At 56.2% G+C, this 26,551-nt stretch carries 19 protein-coding genes, 1 tRNA gene and 2 pseudogenes; 15 read left to right on the plus strand and 7 right to left on the minus strand.

The genetic code is table 11. The features are described from left to right. Positions 1-51 precede the first annotated feature (51 nt). The 10 genes from I6G83_RS07330 to I6G83_RS07375 all read left to right on the plus strand — a co-directional run bounded on the left by I6G83_RS07330 (position 52) and on the right by I6G83_RS07375 (position 9,464). Positions 52-597: a fimbrial protein gene (locus tag I6G83_RS07330; RefSeq protein WP_054306292.1), complete on the plus strand. Its 546-nt coding sequence runs from the start codon at positions 52-54 to the stop codon at positions 595-597. A gap of 40 nt (positions 598-637) precedes the next feature. Beyond that, on the plus strand, positions 638-3,181 hold the full coding sequence (locus tag I6G83_RS07335; protein ID WP_054306291.1) for an outer membrane usher protein: 2,544 nt from the start codon (positions 638-640) through the stop codon (positions 3,179-3,181). 56 nt (positions 3,182-3,237) lie between these two features. Beyond that, entirely contained in the window at positions 3,238-3,999 is a 762-nt protein-coding gene (locus I6G83_RS07340; protein WP_054306299.1) for a fimbria/pilus periplasmic chaperone, read from the plus strand. A 23-nt stretch (positions 4,000-4,022) separates the two neighbouring features. Next, positions 4,023-4,679, plus strand: coding sequence for a fimbrial protein (locus I6G83_RS07345; protein WP_054306290.1), 657 nt, complete (start codon positions 4,023-4,025; stop codon positions 4,677-4,679). Between the two features lie 52 nt (positions 4,680-4,731). Next, positions 4,732-5,283, plus strand: a complete 552-nt coding sequence (locus I6G83_RS07350; protein ID WP_054306289.1) for a fimbrial protein — start codon at positions 4,732-4,734, stop codon at positions 5,281-5,283. Then, entirely contained in the window at positions 5,249-6,985 is a 1,737-nt protein-coding gene (locus I6G83_RS07355; RefSeq protein ID WP_307710297.1) for a PglL family O-oligosaccharyltransferase, read from the plus strand. The genes I6G83_RS07350 and I6G83_RS07355 overlap by 35 nt, the downstream gene beginning before the upstream one ends. A 17-nt stretch (positions 6,986-7,002) precedes the next feature. Continuing rightward, on the plus strand, positions 7,003-7,410 hold the full coding sequence (locus tag I6G83_RS07360) for a hypothetical protein (protein WP_054306288.1): 408 nt from the start codon (positions 7,003-7,005) through the stop codon (positions 7,408-7,410). Then, positions 7,407-8,624 carry an FKBP-type peptidyl-prolyl cis-trans isomerase N-terminal domain-containing protein gene (locus I6G83_RS07365; protein ID WP_062779117.1) on the plus strand — a complete coding sequence of 406 codons (1,218 nt, stop codon included), beginning with the start codon at positions 7,407-7,409 and terminating at the stop codon, positions 8,622-8,624. The genes I6G83_RS07360 and I6G83_RS07365 overlap by 4 nt, the downstream gene beginning before the upstream one ends. A 42-nt stretch (positions 8,625-8,666) precedes the next feature. Continuing rightward, on the plus strand, positions 8,667-9,293 hold the full coding sequence (locus I6G83_RS07370) for a helix-turn-helix transcriptional regulator (RefSeq protein ID WP_054306023.1): 627 nt from the start codon (positions 8,667-8,669) through the stop codon (positions 9,291-9,293). A 76-nt stretch (positions 9,294-9,369) separates the two neighbouring features. Continuing rightward, positions 9,370-9,464: transfer RNA gene (locus tag I6G83_RS07375), tRNA-Sec, on the plus strand. A 159-nt stretch (positions 9,465-9,623) separates the two neighbouring features. Here the strand turns inward: I6G83_RS07375 and I6G83_RS07380 are convergent. From I6G83_RS07380 to I6G83_RS07405, 6 genes are all read right to left on the minus strand, one after another. Next, entirely contained in the window at positions 9,624-10,589 is a 966-nt protein-coding gene (locus tag I6G83_RS07380) for a 5'-nucleotidase (RefSeq protein ID WP_054306022.1), read from the minus strand. 128 nt (positions 10,590-10,717) lie between these two features. Continuing rightward, a complete protein-coding gene (locus I6G83_RS07385) occupies positions 10,718-13,174 on the minus strand; it encodes a nuclease-related domain-containing DEAD/DEAH box helicase (RefSeq protein ID WP_072186112.1) in 2,457 nt (818 codons plus the stop codon). Positions 13,175-13,219: 45 nt separating this feature from the next. Beyond that, positions 13,220-16,354 carry a type I restriction endonuclease subunit R gene (locus I6G83_RS07390; RefSeq protein ID WP_054306021.1) on the minus strand — a complete coding sequence of 1,045 codons (3,135 nt, stop codon included), beginning with the start codon at positions 16,352-16,354 and terminating at the stop codon, positions 13,220-13,222. A 15-nt stretch (positions 16,355-16,369) separates the two neighbouring features. Further along, positions 16,370-17,566 carry a DUF4268 domain-containing protein gene (locus I6G83_RS07395; protein WP_054306020.1) on the minus strand — a complete coding sequence of 399 codons (1,197 nt, stop codon included), beginning with the start codon at positions 17,564-17,566 and terminating at the stop codon, positions 16,370-16,372. After that, a complete protein-coding gene (locus tag I6G83_RS07400; protein ID WP_054306019.1) occupies positions 17,559-18,905 on the minus strand; it encodes a restriction endonuclease subunit S in 1,347 nt (448 codons plus the stop codon). Before I6G83_RS07400 ends, I6G83_RS07395 begins: the two co-directional genes overlap by 8 nt. After that, positions 18,895-20,601 (minus strand): class I SAM-dependent DNA methyltransferase, encoded by a 1,707-nt coding sequence (locus I6G83_RS07405; protein ID WP_054306018.1) that lies wholly within the window; start codon positions 20,599-20,601, stop codon positions 18,895-18,897. Before I6G83_RS07405 ends, I6G83_RS07400 begins: the two co-directional genes overlap by 11 nt. Positions 20,602-20,867: 266 nt before the next feature. On the opposite strand from I6G83_RS07405, the pseudogene I6G83_RS23705 reads away from it, so the two are divergent. The 3 genes and pseudogenes from I6G83_RS23705 to I6G83_RS07415 form a co-directional block, all read left to right on the plus strand. Next, positions 20,868-21,039: pseudogene (locus I6G83_RS23705) on the plus strand (hydroxyacid dehydrogenase); the annotation flags it as partial. 15 nt (positions 21,040-21,054) lie between these two features. Beyond that, positions 21,055-21,197, plus strand: a pseudogene (locus tag I6G83_RS23710) (hydroxyacid dehydrogenase); the annotation flags it as partial. Between the two features lie 26 nt (positions 21,198-21,223). Next, positions 21,224-21,514 carry a contact-dependent growth inhibition system immunity protein gene (locus I6G83_RS07415; protein WP_054306017.1) on the plus strand — a complete coding sequence of 97 codons (291 nt, stop codon included), beginning with the start codon at positions 21,224-21,226 and terminating at the stop codon, positions 21,512-21,514. 31 nt (positions 21,515-21,545) lie between these two features. On the opposite strand, the gene I6G83_RS07420 is transcribed toward I6G83_RS07415, so the two are convergent. After that, the gene (locus I6G83_RS07420) at positions 21,546-24,302 is read right to left on the minus strand and encodes a LuxR C-terminal-related transcriptional regulator (protein WP_054306016.1); all 2,757 of its coding nucleotides are present in this window, start codon (positions 24,300-24,302) and stop codon (positions 21,546-21,548) included. Between the two features lie 255 nt (positions 24,303-24,557). Here I6G83_RS07420 and I6G83_RS07425 point away from each other — a divergent pair, with 255 nt between their 5' ends. Then, positions 24,558-25,517: a thiamine pyrophosphate-dependent dehydrogenase E1 component subunit alpha gene (locus I6G83_RS07425; protein ID WP_161805782.1), complete on the plus strand. Its 960-nt coding sequence runs from the start codon at positions 24,558-24,560 to the stop codon at positions 25,515-25,517. 11 nt (positions 25,518-25,528) lie between these two features. Further along, positions 25,529-26,548 carry an alpha-ketoacid dehydrogenase subunit beta gene (locus I6G83_RS07430; RefSeq protein WP_054306014.1) on the plus strand — a complete coding sequence of 340 codons (1,020 nt, stop codon included), beginning with the start codon at positions 25,529-25,531 and terminating at the stop codon, positions 26,546-26,548. Positions 26,549-26,551: the final 3 nt, after the last annotated feature.

The following is a 26,551-nucleotide window of genomic DNA, read 5'->3' on the forward strand; positions in this document are numbered from 1 at the left end:
TGTGCGCGGTTGCGCCGTGCCCGGCCGTTTCCCCGTCAAAGGAATGCCGCGATGTTGTCACACTGGAACCAGACCGGCGCGCTCGCTCTGCTGGCCGGCTGCGCGCTGTTTTCCGCCACGGGCCGCGCCGCGCCTGCCGCGCAGGGGTGGGGCCAGGTCAGTATGCACGGCGCCATTATCGATACCGCCTGCGCGATTGCCGCCGGCAGCCGCGATCAGACCATCGATATGGAGACGGTCCCGCTGGGGCAGATTGTGCGCGACGGCCGGGGAATGACGAAAACGTTCAGTATCGAATTGGTCAATTGCGTACTAGAGCGGCCGGGCAATAAACCCGACTGGAAGTTTTTTCAGGTGACGTTCGACGGCCATGCGGACGGCGCGCTATTCGGCGTGCAGGGCGAGGCCCGCGGCGTCGCATTAAAAATTGATGACGGCAACGGCAAAAGGGTCATCCCCGGAGAACCTCTGGCGCAGGAAAGCGTTACGCCGGGCAACCGCGTGCTGCGTTATTCCATGACGTTAATGCCCAATCACCAGCCGCTGAAGGCGGGAGCATATTTTTCCACGGTGCGTTTTAAGCTGGATTATTTCTGATTTTTCGTGCTGACGGTTAATTCGTTTTGAAGGGATGTTGATGATGCTTTCACCGGCAGGGAAGTTATTTCGTCTGCAAACGCTGGGGCTGTGTATTGCCCTGGCGTTTGGCAGCCCCGTAACCTGGGTTTTTGCCGCTGAAGAAATTCAGTTTAATACCGATGTATTAGATATTAACGATCGTCAGAATATCGATCTGAGCCAGTTTACCCGCGGCGGTTACATTATGCCGGGTAATTACACCATGGCGATTCACGTGAATAAAAACGATCTGCCAGAACAGCCGATCGCGTTTGTCGCGCCGGAAAACGATGATAAAGGCAGCGAAGCGTGTCTGCCGCTGGCATTGGTCAAACAGCTGGGGGTCAAGGAAGGGCTGGAAAAAACGCTGCGCTGGAGCCACGGCGGGCAGTGCCTGGATTTGCGCAGCCTGGCCGGCATGGAGGCGCGCGGCGATTTAAGTTCCTCATCGCTGTATCTCACTATTCCTCAGGCCTATCTGGAATACAGCTCGGAAAACTGGGACCCGCCGTCGCGCTGGGATAACGGTATTCCGGGGCTGTTGCTGGATTACAACCTCAATGCGCAAACGCAAAAGAACCTGAAGGCGGGCGGCAACGGTTACAGCCTGAGCGGCAACGGCACCGCCGGCGGCAACCTGGGCGCCTGGCGGCTGCGCGCCGACTGGCAGGCCAGCATTAACCACCAGACCGGTTCGGGCCAGGGCACCGACCGGCAGTTCGACTGGAGCCGCTATTACGCCTACCGGGCGATACCGGCGCTGCGCTCCCGCCTGACTATGGGGGAGGACTATCTCAATTCCGATCTGTTCGACAGCCTGCGCTTTACCGGCGCCAGCCTGCGATCGGACGACAATATGCTGCCGCCGAACCTGCGCGGCTACGCGCCGGAAATCAGCGGCGTGGCGAAAACCAATGCCAAGGTGGTGGTCAGCCAGCAGGGGCGCGTGCTGTATGAGACCCAGGTGGCCGCCGGCCCGTTCCTTATTCAGGATATTAACGACGCGGTATCCGGCGAGCTGGACGTGCGGGTGGAAGAACAGGACGGCAGCGTGCAGCAGTTCAAGATGAACACCGCCAGCATTCCGTATCTGACGCGGCCGGGCCGGGTGCGCTACAAGCTGGCCGCCGGCAAGCCGACGGAGTGGGGGCACCACCTGCGCGGGCCGCTGTTCGGCACCGGTGAGTTCTCCTGGGGGATCAGCAACGGCTGGTCGCTGTACGGCGGCGCCATCGGCGGCGGAGACTACAACGCGCTGTCGCTGGGGCTGGGGCGCGATCTGATGCTGCTGGGGGCGCTCTCCTTCGACGTCACCCAGTCGCGGGCCAGACTGCCGCAGGACGGGGTCAAGAGCGGCGGCTCGTACCGCCTGAGCTATTCGAAAAACTTTGATGAGTACGACAGCCAGGTCACCTTCGCCGGCTACCGCTTCTCCCAGGAAGACTTTATGAGCATGGGCGAGTACCTGGACGCCCGCTATGAGGGGGATCGAAACGGCAAGAGCAAGGAGATGTACACCCTCTCCTTCAATAAACAGTTCCGCGATCTGGGGCTGAGCGCCTACCTCAACTACAGCCATCAGACCTATTGGGACCGGGCGGCGAACGACCGTTACAACCTGATGCTGTCGCGCTATTTCGACCTCGGCGAGTTTAAAAACCTCAGCCTGTCGCTGTCGGCCTACCGCAACCGCTACAACGCGCGCAATGACGACGGTATGTACCTGTCGCTGTCGGTGCCGTGGGGCAGCAGCGGCACGCTCAGCTACAACACCACCATCGACCGCAACGACAACACGCACCGCGTCGGTTACTACGACCGGGTGAATGAGCACGACAACTATCAGCTGAGCGCCGGCGCCGGACGCAGCGGGGCGACGCTCAGCGGCTACTACAGCCATGAAGGCGATATGGCCCAGGTGAACGCCAACGCCAGCTATCAGGCCGGCCGCTACAGCGCCGTCGGCCTGGCCGCGCAGGGCGGAATGACGCTCACGGCGGAAGGCGGGGCGCTGCACCGCATCGCGACGCCGGGCGGCACCCGGCTGCTGCTGGATACCGACGGCGTGGCCGACGTGCCGGTGCGCGGCTACGGCAGCACGGTGGCGACCAACCGCTTTGGTCAGGCCGTGGTGACGGACGTCAACAGCTATTACCGCAACAAGGCCAGCATCGACCTTAACGCGCTGGGAGACAAGGTAGAGGCGACGCGTTCGGTGGTGCAGGCCACCCTGACCGAAGGCGCCATCGGCTACCGGCGCTTTGCGGTGATCGCCGGTGAAAAGGCGATGGCGATTATCAAACTGGCGGACGGCAGCGAGCCGCCGTTCGGCGCCACGGTGATGAATGCGCGCAAGCAGGAAACCGGCATCGTCAACGACGGCGGCAGCGTTTACCTGTCCGGCATCAACCCGGGCGAGGCGATGACGGTGCACTGGAACGGCGCGGCGCAGTGCGAGGTGCATCTGCCGGCGCCGCTGCCGGCCGATATGTTGATGAATAACCTGCTGCTGCCTTGCCGCCCCGTCGGCGCAGGCGGCCAGGAGATCCCCCCGACCCGATGACCAGACCGGCGCTGCGGCGCACGGTCACCGATAACGGACTGATAACTGTGAAAACAATGCGTAACCAGACTCAAACCAGACTGAACATCGCCGTATTGGGCGCGCCGCTGGCCTTTGCCGCGCTGCTGACGGCCGCACCGGCGCAGGGCGCGATTGCGCTGGATCGCACGCGGGTGATTTTTGACGGCGACCAGAAAACGGTCAGCCTGAATATCAGCAACCAGAACAAACAGCTGCCTTATCTGGCCCAGGGCTGGATCGAGGATGAGCAGGGCAACAAGATCCAGTCGCCGTTTACGGTGCTGCCGCCGGTGCAGCGGGTGGAACCGGGCAAACCCAGCCAGGTGAAGATTCAGGCGCTGCCGGCGGCCAAACTGCTGCCGCAGGACCGCGAAACGCTCTACTACTTCAACCTGCGGGAGATACCGCCGCGCAGCAACAAGCCGAACACCCTGCAGATCGCGCTGCAGACGCGGATCAAAATGTTCTACCGCCCGGCGGCCGTCGCGCCGCAGAAGAATGCGGAACCCAGCCAGCAGTCGCTGACGCTGACCCGCCAGGGCGATAAGTATGTGGTGAACAACCCGACCCCTTACTACGTGACGCTGGTGGACGGCGCGGCGCGCAAGGGCGGCAAGAGCATCGCCGGTTTTGAGCCGGTGATGGTGGCGCCGAAGGGCAGCGCGCCTCTCGGCGTGTCCGCCGCGGCGATCGGCACCGGCCCGGTGCTGACCTATATCAATGACTATGGCGGCCGTCCGCAGCTGGTCTTTCGCTGTACGGGCAATCTGTGCCTGACGGTGGCTGACAAGCGCTAATCAACACAGCGGAGACAATAACGATGCGACGCAAGAGCCAGAAGTTGTCCGGCCGGGCTTTTATCCGTTACCAGCGGCGGCTGATTGGCCTGACGGTGGCGGCGGCGATGATGCTGCCGCTGACGGCGGGCGTGGTGGTGATGCTGATGCCCCCGGCGCAGGCGGTGGATAACTGGGACGTCGAAGGGGCCAACGGCGTGCTGCACGTGCGCGGCGCGCTGAGTGAAAGCGCCTGCAGCCTGGAGATGGCGACGGCGCGGCAGGAGGTGTGGCTGGGCGAGTTGGGCAGCGCCGGTTTCCAGCAGCCGGGCGACCGGGGGACGCCGGTCGCTTTTCAGTTGCGGCTGAAGGACTGCCTGCGCGCGCCGGCCAGCAACCGCGACCCGTGGGGCGGCGCGCTGGCCTGGAGCGGCAGCCAGCCGGCGGTGTCGGTCAGTTTTACCGCGCCCGCCGATGCGGACGCGCCGTCGTTGATTCGGGTGAGCGGCGTCAGCGGGCTGGCGCTGCGGCTGGCGGACAGCGCCGGCGCGCCGGTCAGGCTGGGAGCGCGCAACGCGCCAAGGCTGCTGACGCCGGGGCAGAACACGCTGACCTACACCATCACGCCGGTGCGTACCCCGGCGACGCTGGGCGTCGGCGCCTATCGCGCCACCATCGATTTTCGCCTGTATTACGACTGATGCACATCATGCGTAAGGCGGTGTGGCGCTATGCCAATTCAGGGAGGCGTTTATGAGTACAAGCGTGGGCAAACGGCGCGGCGCGCTGCTGGCGGCCGGCGTGCTGATGCTGGGCGGGCTGGCGGCCCGGCCGGCGGCGGCGGATGAGAACATGCGGTTTGAGGGCACGCTGGTGGCGGAGCCTTGCGTCATTCCGCCGGGGGAGGAGCTGATCCGGCTCGACTTCGGCACCATTGTCGACAAGTACCTGTATCTGAACGGCCGTACGCTCAGCCAGACCTTCTCTCTGCATCTGGCGGAGTGCGATCTTAGCCTGGGCAATACGGTGGCGGTGACCTTCAGCGGCGCCGAGAACGCCAGGCTGCCGGGGCTGCTGGCGCTGGACGGCGGCAGCAGCGCCTCCGGCGTCGCCATCGGGCTGGAAAACCTCGACGGCACGGCGCTGCCGCTGAATAACGCCAGTAAAAAATATCGCCTGGCGGCGGGCAGCAACCTGATTGCGCTGCAAGCCTATGTGCGCGGCGAACCGCAGGCGATTGCCGACAAAACCATCGGACGCGGGGAATTCAGTGCAACGGCCACGTTCAGTCTGGAATACGAATAACGCGCTGGCGGCGTGCTTCCTCGGCCTGCTGGCCGCCTCGCTGTGCTATCTGCCCAATATGGGCGGCAGCGGGCTAAAGCTGCCGCTGAACGCGCTGACCTATGCGCTGATGGCGACGATGCTGCTGCTGATTTGCTGGCGGCAGCCAGACCGCCGCACGTGGCGCTTAAGCCGCAGCGCGGCGTATTTTCTGCCGGGCGTCGCGCTGCTGAGCGTGCCATTGACCTATGCGCCGCCAGACGGTTATGCGCCAGCGGCGTGGCGGGTGAGCGCGCTGCTGGCCGGCTGGCTGTGGTACTGCGGCTGGCTGCAGGTGCGCCTGGCCTTTCGCTGGCGTACGGCGCTGATTGCGCTGCTGCTGGCGCTGACGGCGGGCCAGAGCCTGATCGCGCTGCTGCAGCTGTTCTGGCCGGGCTGGAGCTGGGTGCCGCTGCGCGGAACGCGCGTGTTCGGTATTTTCCAGCAGCCGAACGTGCTGGGCAGTTTTATCGCCACCGGTCTGGCGCTGGCGCTGATGCTGGCGGTGCTGCCGGGTTATGTGCTGCGTGCGGCGCGGGCGGAACGGGCCAGACAGGCGGGGCTGGCGGCGCTGCTGGCGCTGTTGGCCGCCCTGCTGGTGTGGGTGCAGTCGCGCGCCGGCTGGCTGGGGGGCGCGCTGGTGCTGGCGGGGTTCTGGCTGGCGTTCCGCCGCGTCTGCGCCCCCCGGCTGCAGCGGGCCGCGCTGGCGGTGCTGCTGGGCGGCGCGCTCGCTACGGCGCTGCTGCTGTGGCTGGGGGAAACTGGCGAGGTGCGTTATGTGTCGCACGCGCTGTCGAATCAGGCGCGGCTCGCCATGCTGCAGGACACGCTGAAAATGATCGCCGTGAAGCCCTGGCTGGGCTGGGGCTACGGCCAGTTTGAGTATGCGTTTCAGCACTTCCGCATCGCCCAGCAGTCGCCGACGCCGGTGCTGGAGATTGCCGGCCATCCGCACAACGAGATCCTGCTGTGGTGGCTGGAGGGCGGACTGGTGGCGCTGGCGGGCATCGTGCTGCTGCTGCTGGGGGGCGTGCATTTACTGCGGCAGGCGCTGCGCGTTGACCGCCGCGCCTTCTCCTGCCGCCGCCGCCACGCCGGCGAGGCGACGGCGCTGTGTCTGGCGCTGTTGCCGATGCTGCTGCACAGCCAGCTGGAGTATCCGTTTTACCTCTCGGCCCTGCACTGGCTGCTGTTTATGCTGCTGCTGGCGCAGCTGGACCGCCTGAGCAGCCGCCGCAGCGTGCTGACGCTACGCCGCTCCCGGCCGCTGCGCCTTGGCGTTACGCTGCTGTGCGTAAGTGGGCTGGTGCTGATGCTGGCGGCGCTGCGGGCCGGCTGGCTGCTGACGCAGGCGGAACGCGGCGGCCTGCGGGACGTGCGCCCGCTGCGCGAGATGTCGCCCGTCGTCGCCTGGAGCCAGCGGCCGCGGCGCGAGTTTGATTTACAGACGCAGCGCCTGCTGGCCTACAACCAGACGCGCGATGAGCAACAGCTGACGCAATACCGCGACTGGGCCAGGCGCTACCTGCGGGTACGCATTGACGCCAACGTCTACGCCAGCCTGATCGCCATTTTACGTTACCAGCAGCACAGCGCCGAGGCGGAGCGCTATCGCGCCGACGCCGCGCTGCTGTTTCCCGCCGATGCGCGTTTTTCCGGCCCGCGGCAGGCCACGCCTAACTGAGAAAGGAAGCAACAACCATGACCGATAACTCTGTGCGCCTGGTCGTCCGGGCGGGCATTCTGACGCTGGCGCTGCTGGGCGGCGCGGCCTGCCAACAGGCTAAACCCAACGCCGCCGCCAAGCCGCAGCCGGCGTCGTCCGTCGAGCCGCAGCGTCAGCAGCGCGAGGCCCAACGTTTACAGCAGTGCCAGCAGGCGCTGACGGCGCTGCAGAAAATCAATCCCGAAGGTTATCAGGAATATCAGCGCGCCTTCGACAGCCTGATGGGCGGCGCATCGCAGTATGCCGGCCTGCGCGCCCGGGTGAACGACGACACGCAGGAGACGGTGGATGCGCTGTACCGCTACAAGGTCAGCCGGCTGTGCGCGGCGATTGAACAGGCGGTGATGACCGGGCTGGTCGAGCGCGGGGAGCAGGTTAAATGACGCGCCGTGCATCCGTGGCGGCGTGTCTGGCGCTGGCGGCCTGCGCGCTGCCCCGCTGCGCCCTGGCCGATGACGGCATTCCCGCCCTGCTGCAGTTTGCCGAACAGTATCAGCAGCGCAGCGATACGCCGCCGGTGACGGAACGCCACAAGCCCTCTGCCGCGCCAGCGCAGAAGGCCAGCCCCCGTCCGGCGACGAACAAGCCGGCCGCGCCCGCCGCCGTGACGCTGACGCCGCGCCGCAGCCTGCAGGAGCGTGATGAGCAGCTGGCCCGGCAGCGGCTGGAGCTGCAGGCGCTGCGGCAGGAGAACGCCGCGCTGCGCGCCGCGGTGCATGAGACGCCCGCCCCGGCGGCGCTGCCGGATCTGACCCCGCTGCAGCAGTGGCTGGCCGGGTTGCGCCGCGCCTGGCAGGGCACGCCGGATAGCCGACGCGCCGCAGAGCTGATCAAACTGGCGCAGCAGCAGGGGGCGCAGGCGGAGCAGCAGCAGCGGGAACAGGCGCAGCGCTTTGCCAAAGAGCGTGACGCGTGGCGGCAGCTGCAGGCGCAGTGGAGCATTACGCCGGAACAGCTGCAGGACGAGAACCACCGCCTGTCTTACGCCGCAGGCAGCGCGCTGGGGCGCGATATTCAGACGATGATGACGGAGCGCCAGAGCTGGGGCGTGCCGGTGGACCGGCGCAGCCTGCTGGCCGGTGTGCTGGATAACCTGACGGGGCGTGAACGGCTGTCGCCGCAGGTGCTGAACGCGCTGATGGCCAAGGCCGATGCGGCGGCCGGCGCGGCGCGCGAACGCATCGTCAACGCGCAGCAGCAGCGGGACCGGGAGTATGTGGCGCAGTTCAGCAAACGGCCGGGCGTGCAGCGTTCGCCGACGGGCTTTTGGTACCGGGTCGACTACGCCGGCGACCGCGCGCTGGCGCAGGACGCGGTGATCGACGTGGTGGTGAAGGAGACGCTGACGGACGGCACGGTGATCCAGGATATGGATCTGAACGGCAAGGTGCTGTCGCTGCCGCTGTCCGGTTTCCCGCCGCTGTTCCGCGAGGCGATCGGCCGGCTGCGCGACCACGGCAGCATCACCATGGTGGTGCCGCCGGCGCTGGCCTACGGCGAAACCGGCTACCCGCCGAAGGTGCCGCCAAACGCCACCATGGTGTATGAACTGCGCATCGACAACAGCCGCGCGCCGCAGCCGGCGGCGGATCGCTAAGGCCTTAGAAAAAAACGGAAAGCCAACAGCAGGAGAGCAGAGATGAATGCCGTAACGACACTGGCCGTACTGGACGGCAACCGCTATTTCGCCGCCGGGCTGCAAAAAGCGCTGACCGCGCGCTTTTACGCCGCCGGCGTGGAGACCCGCATGCTGGAGGGGCCGCAGGCGTATCTGGCCGATCTGCTGTTCCACTATTTTCCGCCCGGCAGCCCGAGCTGTTTCTGCCGCTATGCGGAAAAACGGCCGGGCGCCGCGCCGCTCTATTTTGCCGTGCGTCAGGCGCAGGGCCATGACGCTATGCGGGCCGACTGCCGCCTGCAGGCCGGGGTGATCGTGCAGAACATGCCGGTTGCCGCCGCGTTGCAGCAGGTGGAAAACGCGCTGCTGCAGCGGCGTATTTCGGCGCTGGCGCGGCCGTTTGTGCCCGAACATTGTCCCTGCCAGCGCTATGCGCTGACCGAGCGCGAACGGGAAATCATGCTGTGCCTGCGCCAGGAGATGCGGATCACGGAGATCGCCCGGCGGCTGGCGATCAGCGTGAAAACCGCCAGCCAGCATAAAATCAACGTGATGCATAAAATGGGCTTCCGGCGCAACGCGGAGCTGTATGACTGGCTGCGCCAAGGGTTTGTCGGCGAGCGGCCGTTTGAGGAGCGCCTGAACTGATACGGCGATCGCCAATTGCCACTTAGCGCGCGGCCGCAATTCGCGCTATAATCCGCCCCCTTGCTGCGATGTCTACGGAAGATCATCGTCCCCGGTGGGGCGGCCGGACTTCAAATCCGGTTGGGGCCGCCAGCGGTCCCGGGCAGGTTCGACTCCTGTGATCTTCCGCCAATTAGCCTCCGTTGAACTCTGCCTGCGTCAACAAAATCTCTTCTAATCCCTTATTTGGTGCGTTGGGAATAAGGTGGAACTGTGCTAGAAGGGGCTTTTGGGGAGATAGCATAAATCAATAAAATAGCCATCCAGAATTAAAAATGGCTATTTAGAATCTTATAATGATTTATTTTCAAAAAGCTCTGAGTTACTGGCGTAAGGTACTTTTCCGGAAGGAACAACTTTTGCAGCAGTATTCAAATGCACATCCTGATCGTCAAAGAAAATATGCGGTTTAAATGCCTTCAGAACTTTTGTTTTCTCTACACCGCCGAGAAAAAAAGCCTCATCGACATAGACCCCCCAGCTTCTCAGCGTTTTAATGACGCGCATTTCCGAAGGGCTGTTTCTGGCTGTCACCAATGCAATACGGACAGGAGAATATTCAACCCTTGTCGGGAGTCGTTCCTGAAGCTTGGCTATTTTTTTTAGCAAAGTGGCATATGGCCCCTCTGTCATCGGGATATCTTGCTGCGCATCCTCCAGAGCATGAAAAGCGGCCATCCCTTGAGTCTTATAGACTAATTCACTTTCATCAGAGAAAAGCACGGCATCACCGTCAAACGCAATGCGGACCTGTTCTTCCGGGATATCGGAGGCATCGGACGGGGGATCTTTAAGGATTGCAGCGGCGCAGAATCGGGAATCAATAACCTTTTGCGCATCTTCGACGTTAGTTGTTAAAAACAAATCGACATCAAAGGCATCAAGGTAATCGGCAACCGTTTCGCCTGCGGTAAAGGCAGAGCGTGTGATATCAAGTTTATCATGGCGAATGGTATTCAAAATGCGGATACCGGTATCGGGACTGTTACGCGACATGACGACAACCTCAACCAGCGGTGATTTATCATCCGGTTGGCGGTACTGGTTGAGCCCCAGAAGTGCTTTGACTAAAGGATAACCTGTACCGGGCTGTAAAGGCTGGTTTTCGTGTTCAAGCATATAGGCGCGGTACTTTTCTATGGCGCTATTGGGATCGGTCGCATAGGTTTCCCGAAACATACGATCGGATTCACTCATGTCAAAAAGTGCAGTTGCGCTGATGCCAATAACTAAGGTGTTACTTAAATCTAAGGGCATGATTACTTCCTTATATCCAAAGTCGTGTGTATAGAATACCTAATTACAATAATTAACCCATTAAGTTTAAGGGTGGTTATGTGTTGTGAAGTTTTAAATAAACTAAAAAATTTATGTATAAATAGCTGTTAGTCGTCAACGGGTAAATATTTACCCTTTCCAATTTTAATAAGATGGTTTTTATTGTAGCAAGCTGACAGTGCTAAAGCTAAAGCACTTCGTAACTCTGAGCGATCTAATCGGTCAAGATGGATATAGCGTTTGCGTAGTGCGTCTGTTATTTCATCCAATACTAGTGTTCTATCCGGTGGTAATAATGCAATCCAAGCCTGTATAAAAGCCAATGCACTTCTGTAGAGAAGTTTTCCTTCAGGTAATGATTCGCTTAGTACTTTATTTCTATATGACTTTTCAAATGCCACTCTTCGGGCACTAGCCGCCGCTAACGGTATGGGTAATAATCGTCTCTTTTCTTTTTGAATAGCTGGATTAAAATTACCCTGAGAGATTGTTAAATCAAACTCGCGAATTTCATTAATTTCGTGTCTGGTTGGTAACGATTCTTTAGTTTCCTTATTGCAAAGCAAACAATTATTCTCAGAGTCAAAAGGTATCATCTTTTCACATATAGCACAATTCTTTATTGATAAACTTGTCCCTGCGCCTAATCTGTTTAATTCGAATTGTTGATTTGTAATGTAATAAATAACTCTTCGTGAATTTACGGACCAATATATAATTGGCCAAGTATAATGAGAGTATAAATAATCAACCCATGTTTTCGCTGGTGAATTTTCTGCATCAAACTCAATAAGCCACGCAGAAAAATCTTCTGACCATGCTAATTTTACACTGTTAAGCTTCAGGTCTCCTTTATTAAAAAAATCAGCCATAAGAACCTTTGATGAAGAGTTATGTTTAGCTTCATTAATTGTTTGCTGGATTTCCTTTCTATTAACTAGTTGTTTCAAAAAACTATTATGTTCTCTCCATGCTAACTTCTCCGAGTCATAAATTGCAATGAAAGCCGTCGTCGCTCTTGAATAAGCACAGAATAACTGAGCATCCTCCATGTTTGAGGAATCCAGAGTAATAACAACAGGTGATTCCATACCACGAAAACGAGACACAGTTTCAATATTTATATCAAAAGTTTTCATGTCTTTCTGGAGAAAATTTTTCACTAAATCAGTAGGAACAAGGACTGTGATTTCATCAGGTGTCACAGAACTACTTTTCAATCGTAAAATTTCATTAAGTAGTGTGGCGATTGGGTCGATAACAACTAATTCTTTTAATGTATCGGGTTCGTTACTCCTGGGGGAGGTAATTTGATATGAAGACGGTCTGATAGACATTAAATAATCAGTAACAGCTTTGGGACATCTTAAAACAATAGTTAAGCTGAAGGAAAATTGGGAATTAATTATCCGTTGAAGATCAGTGTGATTCGTCCCTTTTTCAAAAGAGAATGTTTGTGTTTCATCACAAAATGCAATAATTCTTTTATTTTTAAACCAACAAAATAAAGTTTCCAACCACGATGAATGCAACGCCTGCGCTTCATCAATAATTAAAGCATCATAATCCTTTAGCTTGTTTTTATTTAATGCACTAAGCAAATCCTCGCAGCATCCTGATTCAAACCAGTCGGTTGGAGACTCGGGGGGCAAGGCTAATCTATTACGAGCCTGATGACAGAGTTTGTGCCAGGTAAATACGTCGCATAATGAATCTGGAGTTTGCTGACGAATGTATTCAGAAAGGCGGTTATTGAAAGTAATAAATAGAACTTTTTTTTGATCTCTAACAAGCCGCCTGGCGAATTCAATACCAATTAGGGTCTTTCCTGTTCCTGGCCATCCAGTTACAACAAATCGTTGATATTTTGACAGGAGTTCAATGACCTTAATTTGTTCATGTGTGAGTTTTAACCAGAGTTGATTATCATAAATAATCCTGGTTCCCAAGTCAGGAGTACCATCAAAATGTGGACATATAGACTTTATGATTAATTGAAGACGTTCACTCCCTAAATCACTATTTTCCAATGCAGTTTTCCAGTATTGCATTATATCAATAGTGTACTTTGCAACTTCCGGGAGTTGGCTTTTATCAATGAATATCTTTCTAAATGGTCTTACCGACGCATCAACCATTGCTGTATTTATAACTTTATCATCGAAATAGCTATCAGGAAAAATAAACCCATAACCAATACGCAACCGTAATGTTGTTGCTCCCCCTAACCAACGGGCTAATCCATGAGCATTGTTACGTGTTTGCTTCACTACATCGACATTGTTATTTGTTTTGAGATGTACAAAAATAGGGCCATCTACGCGATATATGCCACTTTTTACTTCTAAAGCCAAAACACCATAGATACGATGGAGAACAAGAAAATCTATTTCACCACTTGGAGGTAATTTCATACCAAGATGACGGGCTGCCGAACTCAACCACGGGAGGCTATGAATCACGGTGAAATCATCGGGCAGCCCTTCTTTTAACAGGGCATAGACCGTTTTTTCTCCATAACTATCATTATCAACGGGTCCGAATGCTGGGATCATCTTGGCCATACTACTATTTCCTTAAAACATGCTCCTGACAGAAATTTTCACTTGTTACATCGTCCAGTGATTCGAAATAACTTCCGCTTGTTTTAAAATTAGCTCCACCGCCCCCGGCGTTTTGTCCGGAGGATACTTATACCGACGCAGAGTCTGGCGAACCAGAATACGCAACCTTGCACGCACGCTTTCTCGCACCTGCCAGTCTACCGTTGTGGATTGTCGCAACTTCAGGGTCACTTCAATAGCCAGTTTCTTCAGGACTTCATCCCCCAGCTCCCGAACGGCGCTTTCATTTTCTGCCAGGGCATCGTAAAAAGCGATTTCGTCAGGGTTCAGACCAAGTGCATCATCACGCGCCATTGCGGACTGAAAATCCTTCGCCATCTGGATCAGTTCTTCAATCACCTGCGCTGTCTCAATCGCCCGGTTGTTGTATTTAATCAACACGGACTGAAGACGTTCCGAATACTTTTTCTCCTGCACCACATTGTTTTTTGTGCGGGATTGGATGCCATCATTAATCAGTTTTTCCAGCAGTTCTACCGCCAGATTGCGATATGGCATTTCGCGAACTTCCTGCAAAAACTCATCCGACAGTAGCCCAATATTGGGTTTATCCAGACCGGCCAGCGTAAAAATATCATCTACGCCGTTAGCGATCACCGCGTTATCCAGTATCTGTTTCAGCGCTGAGTTCCTCTCAGCCTGACTTATTTTTTTGTCCACGGTGGTAAATTTGCTGATCGCGGCCTTCACCGCAGACAAGAAAGCGATCTCCAGTTTATAAGGCTGCGCCGCATCCAGCGTACAACAAAGTGACCAGGCTTTGGTGATTGCCAGTACGTTGTCGAGAAAGCGCTTTTTGCCCTCTTCAAGACTGAGCACATAGTTTGCAACCGGCACCAACAGCTTTTGTGCGTGAGCCTCAAAGCCGGTGTAGTCAAAACCTGCTGACGTTGCTGTTTTGGCAAACATACCGTGAATGATGTCCAACTTTTCCAGCATGATTGCCAGCGCTTCTTCGGCGTTGATCGTCGCATCGCCTTTACCGTTTGCATCGGTATAGGTTTTCAGCGCCAGCTTTAATTCATTGGCGATACCGATGTAATCCACTACCAGCCCACCGGGTTTATCTTTGAATACCCGGTTGACGCGGGCAATAGCCTGCATCAGGTTATGACCGCGCATCGGTTTGTCGATATACATGGTGTGACAGCAAGGGGCATCAAAGCCGGTCAACCACATATCGCGTACGATCACCAGCTTTAGCGGATCGTTCACATTCTTAAAGCGGGACTCCAGCCGCTTTTTGGTTCGCTTGTTGTAGATATGTGGTTGCAGCATAGCCTTATCAGATGCCGTACCGGTCATCACGATTTTGATTTGCCCCTTTTCAGGATCGTCATCGTGCCAGTCTGGACGCAGCGCGATAATTTCATCGTAAAGATGGACGCAGATTTCGCGGCTCATAGCAACGATCATCGCCTTTCCGTCCATCACGGTATTGCGTTTCTCAAAGTGAGAAATCAGATCGGCGGCAACCTGCTGGAGACGAGGTTTAGCACCAACCAGTTTCTCCAGACGGCTCCATTCACCTTTGGTTTTTTCACGCAGATCCAGTTCATCATCTTCAATCAGTTCATCAACCTGATCGGACAGTGCCGCCAATTCCTTATGATTGAGATCGAGTTTCGCCAGCCGGGATTCGTAGTGGATAGGCACCGTTGCGCCATCATCCACCGCGTCCTGAATATCATAAATTGAGACGTAATCGCCAAATACCGCGCGGGTATCGCGATCCTCTGCCGAGACTGGTGTTCCGGTAAAACCCAGAAACGAGGCGTTGGGCAGTGCATCACGCATATGTTTGGCGTAACCGTATTTATAGACGCCGGTTTCACGATTCAGAGTGGCATTCATGCCGTACTGGCTACGATGCGCTTCATCGGAAATCACTACGATATTACTGCGCCCATTAAGTATCGGATGAGCGTTTTCCTCTTTTTCCGGAGAGAACTTCTGCACGGTAGTGAAGATAATGCCGCCTGCATCGCGGGTTGCAAGCAGTTCACGCAACGCCTCGCGATCGTCGGCCTGTACCGGCATTTGTTTGAGCAGTTCCTGCGCCTGACAAAAGGTGCCATAAAGCTGACCGTCCAGATCGTTACGGTCGGTCACGACAACAATGGTCGGGTTACCCATTTCCGGCTGCTGCAATAATTTACCCACGTAGCAACACATGGAGATGCTTTTACCGGAACCCTGGGTATGCCAGACCACGCCCGCTTTTTTACTGCCGGGTTGAATGTTGCTGTGTAAGGCTAGTTGCTTACCGGTAGCGGCGACTATCGTCGCCTGTACTGCTTCACGTACCGCGTGGAACTGGTGGTAACCGGCAATTTTTTTGATCAGCCGATCCTCACTACTCTCAAACAGAACAAAGTAGCGGATATAGTCGAGCAGCAGTTCCCGGTTGAAAAAGCCCCGTACTACGGTTTCCAGTTGCCATTCCAGTAACGGTTTATCATTTTCATCACTGATGGCTTTCCACGGCATAAAGCGTTCTTCCGTAGCGGTTAGGGAGCCGACGCGCGCCAGATAGCCATCGCTCACCACCAGCGCCTCATTGCTGATAAACAGATCGCGGATTTCGTCTTTATAGGTCTGCAACTGATGGTATGCATCCCAGATATCCACTTTGTCATCAATGGGGCTTTTCAGCTCAATCACTGCCAACGGCAGTCCGTTAATAAAACAGACAATATCCGGACGGCGTGGCTGTTTGGTTCCGCTGATGGTCATTTGATTAACCACCATAAAGCGATTATTTTTCGGCGCTCTGAAGTCCATCAGCAGAGCGTGGTCGTGGATAAGTTCTTCGTCACGACGATACTGTACCGGAACTCCTTCCAGCAACCAGTGATGAAAGGCTTTATTACTGGCAATCAGATCCGGGCTTTCAGGGCGGGTAATGCGGGAAATAACCTGTTCGAAGACCTCAGGAGGCAGGTGTGGATTTATTTTTTGCAGGCTGGCAGTCAAAACAGGCGTCAGGAATACATCATGATAGCTGGCACGCTGTGGATTACTGCCATCCGGCGCAATATCCGGGCCGTGATGAATCTCCCAACCCTGCTCGGCAAACCAGCCCAGACAAAGCTGCTCTAATTGGTCTTCGGTCAACATAGGTAACGCCCTGTATTAAACGTGTTCCGTTTCTTCTTTGGTGGTATCCACCTCATCATGCCCGTTAAGGGATTGCTTAATCAACTGATTAAGTTCAGGTAGATATCTGGAAAAGGCCTTTTCAAAGGTCATCATATGTTCACTCAACCAGTCGATCATTTCCGGCCATTTTTCCCGATCGGCAATGCCGTTAATCGGTTTTTTATAAGTAATCCGGCAGGATTTCTTATCCGGTAATGCCTGCCAGACAATCTCATGACCAAAGCGGTTTTCAATCGCAGATTTGCGCTCATAAAGCCAGTCAAACGCGAACGTATTGATTTGTGCTGAGGGCTTGGCAATCCAGAGTTCAACCCGAATTTCTTTTTTGCTGAAGATAAGATTGTACGAAACACCGCTGATTCCAGAGCCCGCGCTCAGCCAATGGTCGGTTGACGGGCTGATATTGTTATACAGTGAACATGAGCTCCCGCGGAATTTCTCCAGAGCCTGGCTCCAGAAAGCCTTGCGTAAGTGGTGACGGGCTTTGGATTCCCCGGAGGTAGACTGCTCTTCGGCCTCTTTCTGCGCCATACCAATCATATAGGATTCTGCTTCCGGCGTGGGGATAACCTGTTTGATGTCGATAAACACATCGTTACCATAACAGTATGGCGTCACTTTAAAGCACTGAGCGCGAATATTGAACTGCATCAGCCAGAGTGCAGTATTGGTCACTTCTTTGCGGAAATTTGCCGCAACCAACATGATGCGCTGCGAGCGACTCTGGTTAATTTGCACCTCTTCCAGGCTATCGTGTTCGAGAAACTCCGCCAGCACGTCGGCCGCTGGCCGGGTTTCATCCGGTTCGTTTTGTTCAAGGTAGCGCTGGAATATCTCCACGATATGCTCTTTGCGCAAATTGGCGCAGTAACCCGCATATTTCAGTGCCTGCCAGACGACATCGCGCCCGGAATCGTCGAGTTTGTTCTCGATGATCACCAGATTGCCGTCTTTGTCGATGGCCAGCAGATCGAGGCGCTCTTTGGTGTCGTCAAACCCGGCAAACTCTTTCTGGATAATCAACAGTTCATCATCGCTGTTGCGGGTTAACGCCTGCGGATGCTTCGCCAGCCACTCCTGTAAGTGGTGGCGTTCAGTAAAGCCTGCATGGCTGAAGGTGGTTTCCTGTAGCGGTTGCAGACTGTTGTTGAGTTGATCGACCTTAAACATGTTCAGCGTCCTTTACTGATGCTTCGGCCTCCGGGAGAGTAATTTCGCCGGAAAGGAGTTTGGGGAGCAGGGTGTCGCGTAAATCAACCAATGATACTATTGTAGTATTATTTTTTTGAATCCCATTCCTGATGGTTGATATGTTATTGTCGAATCTATTCAAGATAGATTGAGTTGGTTGCAATACCTCAAGACGATAAACATTATCTCTATTTAGCCCAGGAACTGCAGCGTCGGTGTTCATGCTGGGCAGATTCAATGTTTTTATTAAATAGTACAAATAACTTAATGGAATGCCTTCTTTTTTAGTCACATAATAGACAGTGTCAATTGGATGAAACTCCCCATCCTCCCAATAAACAGTACCAATTGAGCCTTTTCTGCCAACGATAATACTAGGCCCTTCGACAAGGTAGCTGTTGTGATAACCCGTAATCCCCCCAGAACCATAAACAGGATATGGCCCATCAATACGTTCTGTTTTTTTTAATGCTTTCCCATAATGAAGCGTTGCTATGTTTGATAGTCGTTGCGAACTCCACCCGACCGGTACTGCTCCCAATTCACTTGCTTGCATTGCAGAAGGAAATAGCTCTGCCGTAGTCTTAAGCTCAGCATATTTTTCCGGCTGCTCACGTTCAAAAACGACTAGGGAATCCGCATTTTTCCCAGAAATAGCCGTCATGGCGGCAAGCGTAGCCTCTTCCTGTGAACCACCTGCTTCCAGCACCGCAATTTTGGCTTTAACCGGTTCAAAATCGACAAACCAGCTTTTGAATAGGGCTTGTGATATTTTTTCTAATGTTTGGTTTATTTCAGTGTTTTTATATAATTTACTATCAATTGAATTTAAAACCTGAATTACTTTTTTTTGTGTGGTTATGTCGGGTATTTGAATGTTGAATGAAGGCATCTCCTTAATTGAAATGCGATCAGTAGTACTACCGTGGATAGTTTTTTCTCTAATCACCTCCTGAAATGCTGGAGATAGATAAGCATATAGTAGATACTGAGGTAACACCTTATCTTGTTTGGCCCTCAGTAATCCCATGCGTCTGCCTAAACAGCAACGTAATCCCTCAGGAATAATTGATGCCTCGCCAATTTTTGTTTCATAGGAAAAAACAACATCTCCTGCCTGCGGAGTTACTCTACGCGTCCATTTAACAAAATCATCTTCGGAAATGAAGGATGACTTTTCCAAGTTTAATCTTCCATCCTCGATGGAAGAAATGCTTAAGAAAATAGCGTCGCCTTCCTCTAATTTTTTGGGTGTTGCATGAGGGCCATCATAAATTTCTGCAATTTCGGAAAGAGAATAAATTAGATTAGATCTCATAACCCAGCCCCCCCAGATTCGCCTTAATCTGTGCTTCCAGCTTTGCACTCTCTTCCAGTTGTTCTTTAAGCTGCGTCGTCAGTCGTGTCATCTTCTCGGCAAACGGCTCATCGTCCTCTTCCTGCTCAACCGCGCCCACATAGCGCCCCGGAGTCAGCACAAAGTCGTTCTTCCGGATGTCTTCCAGCGTAGCGGCAAAGCAGAAGCCGGGGACGTCCTGATACGCTTTGTCCGTCTGCCAGGCATGGAAGGTGTCAGCAATTTTAGCGATATCTTCGCGGGTAAAATCGCGCAGTACGCGGTCTTTCATATAGCCAATCTGCCGGGCGTCGATGAACAACACTTCACCTTTACGGTGCGCCTTACCGTTACCCCCCGATTTATTTTTGGTCAGTAGCCAGATACAGGCCGGGATTTGGGTGTTGGTAAATAGCTGCCCCGGCAGCGCCACCATGCATTCCACCAGATCCGCCTCAACAATTGCCCGGCGAATTTCACCTTCGCTGTTGGTATTGGAACTCATCGAGCCGTTGGCCAACAGCAGCGCCATCGACCCCTTCGGCGCCAGGTGGTGGATCATATGCTGCATCCAGGCAAAGTTGGCATTGCCCTGTGGCGGCGTGCCGTACTGCCAGCGCACGTCCTCTTCCAGCTTCGCATGCCACCATTCCTTCATATTGAACGGCGGGTTGGCCATCACAAAATCAGCACGCAGATCCGGGTGCTGATCGTTCAGGAATGTGTCGGCATTCTGTTTACCAAAGTTAAAATCGATGCCGCGAATCACCATGTTCATCGCCGCCAGACGCCAGGTGGTAGGGTTAGATTCCTGCCCGTAAACAGAAATATTGCGCTTCTGCTCTGCCGCGTTGTAATGCTGTTCGTCGGCATGCGCTTCAATAAAGCGATCGCTCGACACAAAGAAACCGCCGGAGCCCATCGCCGGATCGTAGACGCGCCCCTGGTAAGGTTGCAGCATTTCAACGATCAGCGTTACGATGCTTTTAGGCGTGTAGTACTGCCCGCCCTGCTTCCCTTCCGCCAGGGCAAACTGACCAAGGAAGTACTCGTAGACATGCCCGAGAATATCCTTACTCTTCAGGTTAAGTTTCACCCCGTTATGTTCCGGGTTGCTAAAACTGGTATCGGAAAAGACGTTAATCAGGCTAATCAGCAATTCGTTACCCAGCTGATAGTGGCCGATACGGTTAAGGACGTTCTTCAGCTTCGGGTTGCTGTTCTCGATGGTATCCAGCGCAATATCAATCAGCTTGGATACTGACGTCATGGTGATCGCCTTGCCGCTGTCATCTTTGCCGATAACCGTGCCGACAGGTAGTACGGCGTTGCTTTTCAGCGTTTCCCAGCGGGCCAGCTTCGGTACCCAGAAGACGTTTTTCTCGGTGTAGTAATCCTTGACTTCCAGCTCTTCGGCAATCTCCTGTTGATACTCTTCCTCTGAGTCAAAATCCTCGCGCGACAGCGCGTAAATATTGTCCGGGTTGGCGCTATCTTCAAACAGGCCTTTCAGCTCTTTCCAGCGTGCATCAAAGGCATCCGATACATACTTCAGAAAGATCAGCCCCAGCACCACATGCTTATAGTTGGCCGCGTCCATATTGGCGCGCAGCTTGTCAGCGGCTTTCCAGAACTTAGTATCCAGATCGTGCAAAAATTGTTGTTCTGCGTTATCCATTTAAGACCTCAAAAATCGGCGATACCTGGTTCGATGCTCAGGTTGCGTAAAAATCGGTGAATACCCCGGATCATACCCTGCATCCCATGATGGGACCAAGATGAAAGGTAAGGTCGTGCAGGATATGCCCCGATAAAAATTTCCCCATGGATACATCATTTATGCTAAATGCGCGGGAACAGGCGCAGTAAGTCAGATTAAAGCGGAGGTGGCATGCAGATAAACGCTCAACCCAACCCCGGCTGCTGAGGTCGTTATGTTCGCCAGCGATTACGCGACATATCAAAGCGATCTATGAAGAGGGCGAGCTTGAACAAAATGCAACCTGTAAGTCTTACTTACAAGTTCAACAGGAAGGTAGCCGTCAGGTAAGCCACAACAGACTTCACTACAATTGCCTGTCATTCTTGCGGTTGGTTGTCGTATTCGTTCACCTTGAGGCACTCGATTTTGCCCGTGGGTTCATCTGCGGTGCCTGATTATTGGAACGGCTTCGTGATATCCGAGCCAGCGAATAGTTAGTATATTTGTGGGGCCGGGAGATCTTTGCGTTATCCGCCGACTACCCGCCGCCAATGGTAAACCATATTATGTTTTAACCGTACTCTCCGAGGGTTAACCGATGCTTTTAACCACCAACATTGACCTTATGATTGAAGGTACGCTTAATCAGGATTTTGATTATATTACCGGGGCGGAGACGATTGATGATGCCATCGACATCTATACAAAAGGGCTAACAACGCAAGACCGTCAAGATTTGAAAAAAGAGGTGTTAGCGTTCCTGTCGAACGATGACAGTATCATCGAGTCTGAATTTAAAGAGCGTTATTTTAATTCTTTTGCGCCAGAGGATGGCAAGGGATTGCTTTTGCGTGTGCTTGAGGGCGTAGAGAAAGCCGAGTTGGCGTAAGCTTTGACGGATGCGCTAACTGCCCCCCTTTTTAATCCAGCAGATTCATTTCCAGCGCACGGCTCATGGCCTGGGTGCGGCTGTTGACGTTGAGCTTGGCGTAGGCGTTTTTCAGGTGCCACTTCACGGTCTGGGCGGAAATAGCCAGGGAGCGGGCGATGTCCTTGTTCGTCTGGCCCTCGGCGATCAGGCGTAATATCTGGAGCTCTCGCTCACTGAGTCCCGAAGAAACGTCATGGTTGTGCTGCTGCCGTGGTTCGCCGCTCTGCGTGGCCTGATTAACCGGGCTAAGCTGCGCGCCCTGCGGGTTATCGGCGGGGTCGGCCTGCAGGTGGCTGAGCAAAGGCTGCAGGCTGTCGCCGACCTCAAGAAAGCTGTGCATCAGATGCGGATGTTCGGCCAGCTGCATCACCGGTTGCAGCGTCGTGCAGGCCGCCGCGTTTTTACCGCTCTTCCACAGGGCGACCGCCCAGAGCGCCCGCAGGCGCGCGGCGGTGAGCCAGTCGCGTCGTTTTTCCTGGGCGCTCACCAGTTCGGCCAGCAGTTTGCAGGCCTGCGACGTCTGGCCGGCGGCCAACAGCAGGCGGCTGCGGCTGAGTGCCGCATGCTGGGCGATCGCGCGTTGACAAGGGTGTTCGGCATCAATCGCGGTATGGCGCGCCAGCTGTTCCAGCTGCCGCTGCAGCGCTTCTGCGCCGGGGCGGCCCGCATGCTGCAAACGCACTCTTACCTGCTCGGCCAGCAGCAGAACGTGCAACCGTTGCCAGCCGCGGGACACCGCCAGCTGCTGCGCGTGTTCCAGCAGCCGCTCTGCCTCGTGCGGCATGCCGCCATGCATGGCCTGACGCGCAAGGTAGGTGTAGCAGCGGCTCAGCGCGTCGGGCGGGCTGAAGCGGTCGATCAGCTCAAGCCGGTCAGCCAGCAGACGGTCGAGCGACTCAAGGCTCCGGCGCTCGTAGGCGATTTCCGCCAGCAGCGGCGCGAGCGTAGCGCCGCTGGTCGAGTGGGGGCCGGTGTAGCGCTCGGCCTGACGCAGCGCATTGCCGGCATACCGCTCGGCGTTCTCCAGATCGCCCTGATGAAGATGGCACTGGGCGATGATAAAGGCGCGGTAAACCGAGACGAACAGATTGTCCAGCGGGGTGTCCGGGCTGGGCATATGGCGCTGGACCGCCAGAGCCTCGGTATAGCGCTGATCAATCACGTGGCAGTAGCTAAGAATGTTGCATATCAGGCCATCGACCCAGGTATCGCCGCAGGGCACCTCCGCCAGCAAAGGTTCGACAATGGCCAGGCTCTCGGGGATGTTTTCGGCAAAGGCTTCGCAGATGGCGCGCACCACCCGCAGCTTGATCCTGGCGCTGCGGGCCATCCCGTCACGGTGGCTCGCCACCATCTGGTCGAGGCTGTCGAGCAACTGGCGCGACTCATCGAAACGGAAATGGTGCGCCAGCGCCCAGGCCAGATTGGTTTGCAGGTCAATGCGCGACGGATCGACGCTCGCCGGCAGGTGCCGCATCCAGGATACCAGCGTATCAATATCCCCCTCTTCGGCCAGCGACTGGGCGCTCGCGCCATCTTGCCCGGGGTTGTGCACCGGCTTGCCGGCGGCCAGCGCATGGCGCACCGCTTCCGCCCACAGCAGCCGTTCGACAAACCAATGACTGGCGCGTTCGTGCAGCTGTTTAAGGTTGATATCGGCGCGGTGGCGCAATGCCGCGCTCAGGGTTTCCTGCAGCAGGGGATGATAGCGGAACCAATAGCCCTGCTCGTCAAGAGCCGACAGGAACAGGTTGTGCCGCTCAATCCATTCCAGCATCGCTTCGCTGTCGTCGCGCCCGGTGACGGCGTTGCACAGCTCGGCATTTAAGCGGTTAAGGAACGCGGTCTGCAGCAGGAAGTCGAGCACTTCCGCCGGCAACGGGTCGAGCACCACCTCCTGCAGATAGCGGGCGATAGAGCGCGTTCCCCCGCGCAGCGTGTGGATCAGCTGCCCGGGGTCTTCACGCAGCTCAGGGGACAGTGAGGCGATCTTCATGCCGGCGATCCAGCCCTCGGTCGCGGAAACTAGCCGCAGGGCATCCTGATTGCTGAGCGGTACGGCGACCGTCTGGCTGAAATAGCTGCGGGTTTCGTCGAGCGTGAACTGCAGGTCCCGATCGTGAATTTCCACCAGCTGCTCCTGGGCCTGCAGCCGGCGCAGCGACAGGCTCGGGTGAAACCGGCTGCCGACGATCAGATGCAGCGCCGCAGGCGCATGCCGCAGCAGATAGCTCAGCGCCTCATGCACGCCGGCGTTATTGATCATATGGAAATCGTCGATGATCAGGTACAGGTCGTGCGGACAGGCGTGCAGCTGGTTAATCAGCCCGGCCAGCAGCTGCTGGGAACTCGATGGCGCGTGGTCTTTGATGTTCTGCCAAAAATCGGCGTCCCAACCGGCGTAGAGCGGCCGCAGCGCATGCAGCAGATAGGGGATGAACTGCCAGACGTCATCGTCATCCTCATCAAGGCTGAGCCAGGCGATGTGCTCACCCTGGTCGACCAACTGCCGGTGCCACTGCGCCAGCAGCGTGGTTTTGCCGAAGCCCGCGCCGGCACAAACGATGGCCAGACGCCGCAGGCGTACTTGATCGAGGCACTCGAGCAGGCGCGGGCGCGGCAGCAACTGGGCGGAAGAGCGCGGCGGAACGAATTTTGTCAGGATGAGCGGCAAGCCTCGCGTCAGCCGTAAAGGCCCCGAGACCAACGATGTAGATTGGGAACCCGTAACGTCCGATTGCTTCATCCGTAGTTGTCTGTCCGCATGCTGTTTTTTTCAAGTGTATGTCAGAGCTCGGGAGGAAAGGGCGCCGTCGTTCCGGAGAGCTTAATAAAATTCAGAAAATTTGACCTCAAACATGAAAACCCCCACTTACCCACCCATTCGGGTGGCTTCGCAGCCTGCCGAAACACCCGTACATTTTTTGTATTGGTGTGGTTAGGGCGTGCGCGCCCTGTCAAGTAGCCCGCCTGTCCGACCCTTATTGAGGAGAATCAGATGATGCTGAGCAAACAGGCTTTGCTGCAGGCCTACCGTAAGATGCGCGAGATCAGGACATTCGAGGAGCGTCTGCATCAGGAAAACACCAGCGGTGACATTCCGGGCTTCATTCACCTTTATACCGGTGAGGAAGCCATTGCGGTGGGGGTCTGCGAAAACTTGACCGATGCCGATTTCATTGGTTCTACGCACCGCGGGCATGGCCACTGCATTGCCAAAGGCTGCGATATTCACGGCATGATGGCCGAGATTTTTGGTAAGGACAGCGGTTTGTGCCGCGGCAAGGGCGGCTCCATGCACATTGCCGATCTGTCAAAAGGCATGCTGGGCGCGAACGCTATCGTCGGCGGCGCTCCGCCGTTGGCCATCGGCGCCGCGCTGACGGCCAAAACCCTGAAGACCGGCAACGTCGGCGTGTCCTTCACCGGCGACGGCGGCTCCAATCAGGGGCTGGTTTTTGAAGCCATCAACATGGCCGTGGTGCTGCAACTGCCGGCGGTATTTATTTTCGAGAACAACGGCTATGGCGAAGGTACCGGGCATGACTACGCCGTCGGCGGTCGCGATATCGCCAGGCGTGCGGCCGGCTTCGGCCTGCCGGCGGTGACGGTGGACGGCACCGATTTCTTTGCTGTCTATGCCGCCACCGCAGAGGCGGTCAAGCGTGCTCGCGAGGGCGGCGGCCCCAGCGTGATCGAGGCCAAGGCCTCCCGCTGGCACGGCCACTTCGAAGGCGACCCGGCGCTGTACCGCGCAGAGGGGGAAGTCCAGCGCCTGCGTGAACAGCACGACCCGCTGACGATCTTCACGGAGCAGGTCAAACAGCAGATCAGTGCGGAGGAGCTGGCGGCGATCGACGCGGACGTTGAGGCGCTGGTCGACGATGCCGTGACGCAAGCCCGCGCGGCCGCCTATCCGGCTCCGGAAGATCTGCTGACCGACGTCTACGTTTCCTATTGAGGGTGATAACCATGGCTATAAAAACCTATCGTGAAGCGGTCAAGGAAGCGTTGGCCCAGGAAATGGAGCGTGACGAGCGCGTGGTGTTGATTGGCGAAGACCTGCGTGGCGGGCATGGCGGCAATGCGCCGGAGGAGGCGAAGATCGAGGCCTTCGGCGGCGTGCTGGGCGTGACCAAAGGGCTGTGGACGCAGTTCGGCTCTGAGCGCGTGATCGACACGCCGATTACCGAGTCGGCGATCGTCGGCATGGCCGCCGGCGCGGCGGCGACCGGTCTGCGGCCGGTGGCCGAGCTGATGTTTATGGACTTTTTCGGCGTCAGCCACGATGCGCTGTACAACCAGGCCGCCAAGTTCCGCTACATGTTTGGCGGCAAGGCCAAGGCGCCGATGGTGCTGCGCGGCATGATCGGCGCCGGCTTCTCGGCGGCGGCCCAGCATTCGCAGTCGCCCTACAATATCTTCGCCACCACGCCGGGCCTGAAGGTGGTGGTGCCGTCCACGCCTTATGACGTCAAGGGCCTGCTGATTCAGGCGATACGCGACGACGACCCGGTGGTGTTCTGCGAACACAAAATGCTTTACGACCTCAAGGGCGAAGTGCCGGAAGAGGCGTACGCCATCCCGCTGGGCGTGGCCAACTACACCCGCGAAGGGGAGGACGTCACCATTATCGCGCTGTCGGCAATGGTGCATAAAGCCAACCAGGTGGCCGACAAACTGGCTAAAGAGGGCATCTCGGTGGAGGTGGTCGACCCGCGGACGATTTCCCCGCTGGATGAGGAAGGGATCCTGGAGTCGGTGGTTTCCACCGGCCGCGTGGTGATCGTCGACGAATCGGCGGCGCGCTTCGGCTTTGCCCATGATGTCGCGGCACTGATCGCGTCCCAGGCGCACCATTTTCTCAAAGCGCCGATTGCGCTGGTCACGCCGCCGCATACCCCGGTGCCGTTCTCTCCCGCCCTCGAAAAACTGTGGATCCCCAGCGTCGAGCGTATCGAGGCCGCGGTTCGCCAAGTGCTGGAGGATTGAGCC

It is taken from the genome of Serratia rubidaea (genome assembly GCF_016026735.1).
Lineage (GTDB): Bacteria > Pseudomonadota > Gammaproteobacteria > Enterobacterales > Enterobacteriaceae > Serratia_B > Serratia_B rubidaea.

Bases quoted from the DNA above. Each gene is read 5' to 3' on its own strand.
- I6G83_RS07330 (WP_054306292.1), top strand. From the start codon at position 52: ATGTTGTCACACTGGAACCAGACCGGCGCGCTCGCTCTGCTGGCCGGC.
- I6G83_RS07335 (WP_054306291.1), top strand. From the start codon at position 638: ATGATGCTTTCACCGGCAGGGAAGTTATTTCGTCTGCAAACGCTGGGG.
- I6G83_RS07340 (WP_054306299.1), top strand. From the start codon at position 3,238: ATGCGTAACCAGACTCAAACCAGACTGAACATCGCCGTATTGGGCGCG.
- I6G83_RS07345 (WP_054306290.1), top strand. From the start codon at position 4,023: ATGCGACGCAAGAGCCAGAAGTTGTCCGGCCGGGCTTTTATCCGTTAC.
- I6G83_RS07350 (WP_054306289.1), top strand. From the start codon at position 4,732: ATGAGTACAAGCGTGGGCAAACGGCGCGGCGCGCTGCTGGCGGCCGGC.
- I6G83_RS07360 (WP_054306288.1), top strand. From the start codon at position 7,003: ATGACCGATAACTCTGTGCGCCTGGTCGTCCGGGCGGGCATTCTGACG.
- I6G83_RS07365 (WP_062779117.1), top strand. From the start codon at position 7,407: ATGACGCGCCGTGCATCCGTGGCGGCGTGTCTGGCGCTGGCGGCCTGC.
- I6G83_RS07370 (WP_054306023.1), top strand. From the start codon at position 8,667: ATGAATGCCGTAACGACACTGGCCGTACTGGACGGCAACCGCTATTTC.
- I6G83_RS07380 (WP_054306022.1), bottom strand. From the start codon at position 10,589: ATGCCCTTAGATTTAAGTAACACCTTAGTTATTGGCATCAGCGCAACT.
- I6G83_RS07385 (WP_072186112.1), bottom strand. From the start codon at position 13,174: ATGGCCAAGATGATCCCAGCATTCGGACCCGTTGATAATGATAGTTAT.
- I6G83_RS07390 (WP_054306021.1), bottom strand. From the start codon at position 16,354: ATGTTGACCGAAGACCAATTAGAGCAGCTTTGTCTGGGCTGGTTTGCC.
- I6G83_RS07395 (WP_054306020.1), bottom strand. From the start codon at position 17,566: ATGTTTAAGGTCGATCAACTCAACAACAGTCTGCAACCGCTACAGGAA.
- I6G83_RS07400 (WP_054306019.1), bottom strand. From the start codon at position 18,905: ATGAGATCTAATCTAATTTATTCTCTTTCCGAAATTGCAGAAATTTAT.
- I6G83_RS07405 (WP_054306018.1), bottom strand. From the start codon at position 20,601: ATGGATAACGCAGAACAACAATTTTTGCACGATCTGGATACTAAGTTC.
- I6G83_RS07415 (WP_054306017.1), top strand. From the start codon at position 21,224: ATGCTTTTAACCACCAACATTGACCTTATGATTGAAGGTACGCTTAAT.
- I6G83_RS07420 (WP_054306016.1), bottom strand. From the start codon at position 24,302: ATGAAGCAATCGGACGTTACGGGTTCCCAATCTACATCGTTGGTCTCG.
- I6G83_RS07425 (WP_161805782.1), top strand. From the start codon at position 24,558: ATGCTGAGCAAACAGGCTTTGCTGCAGGCCTACCGTAAGATGCGCGAG.
- I6G83_RS07430 (WP_054306014.1), top strand. From the start codon at position 25,529: ATGGCTATAAAAACCTATCGTGAAGCGGTCAAGGAAGCGTTGGCCCAG.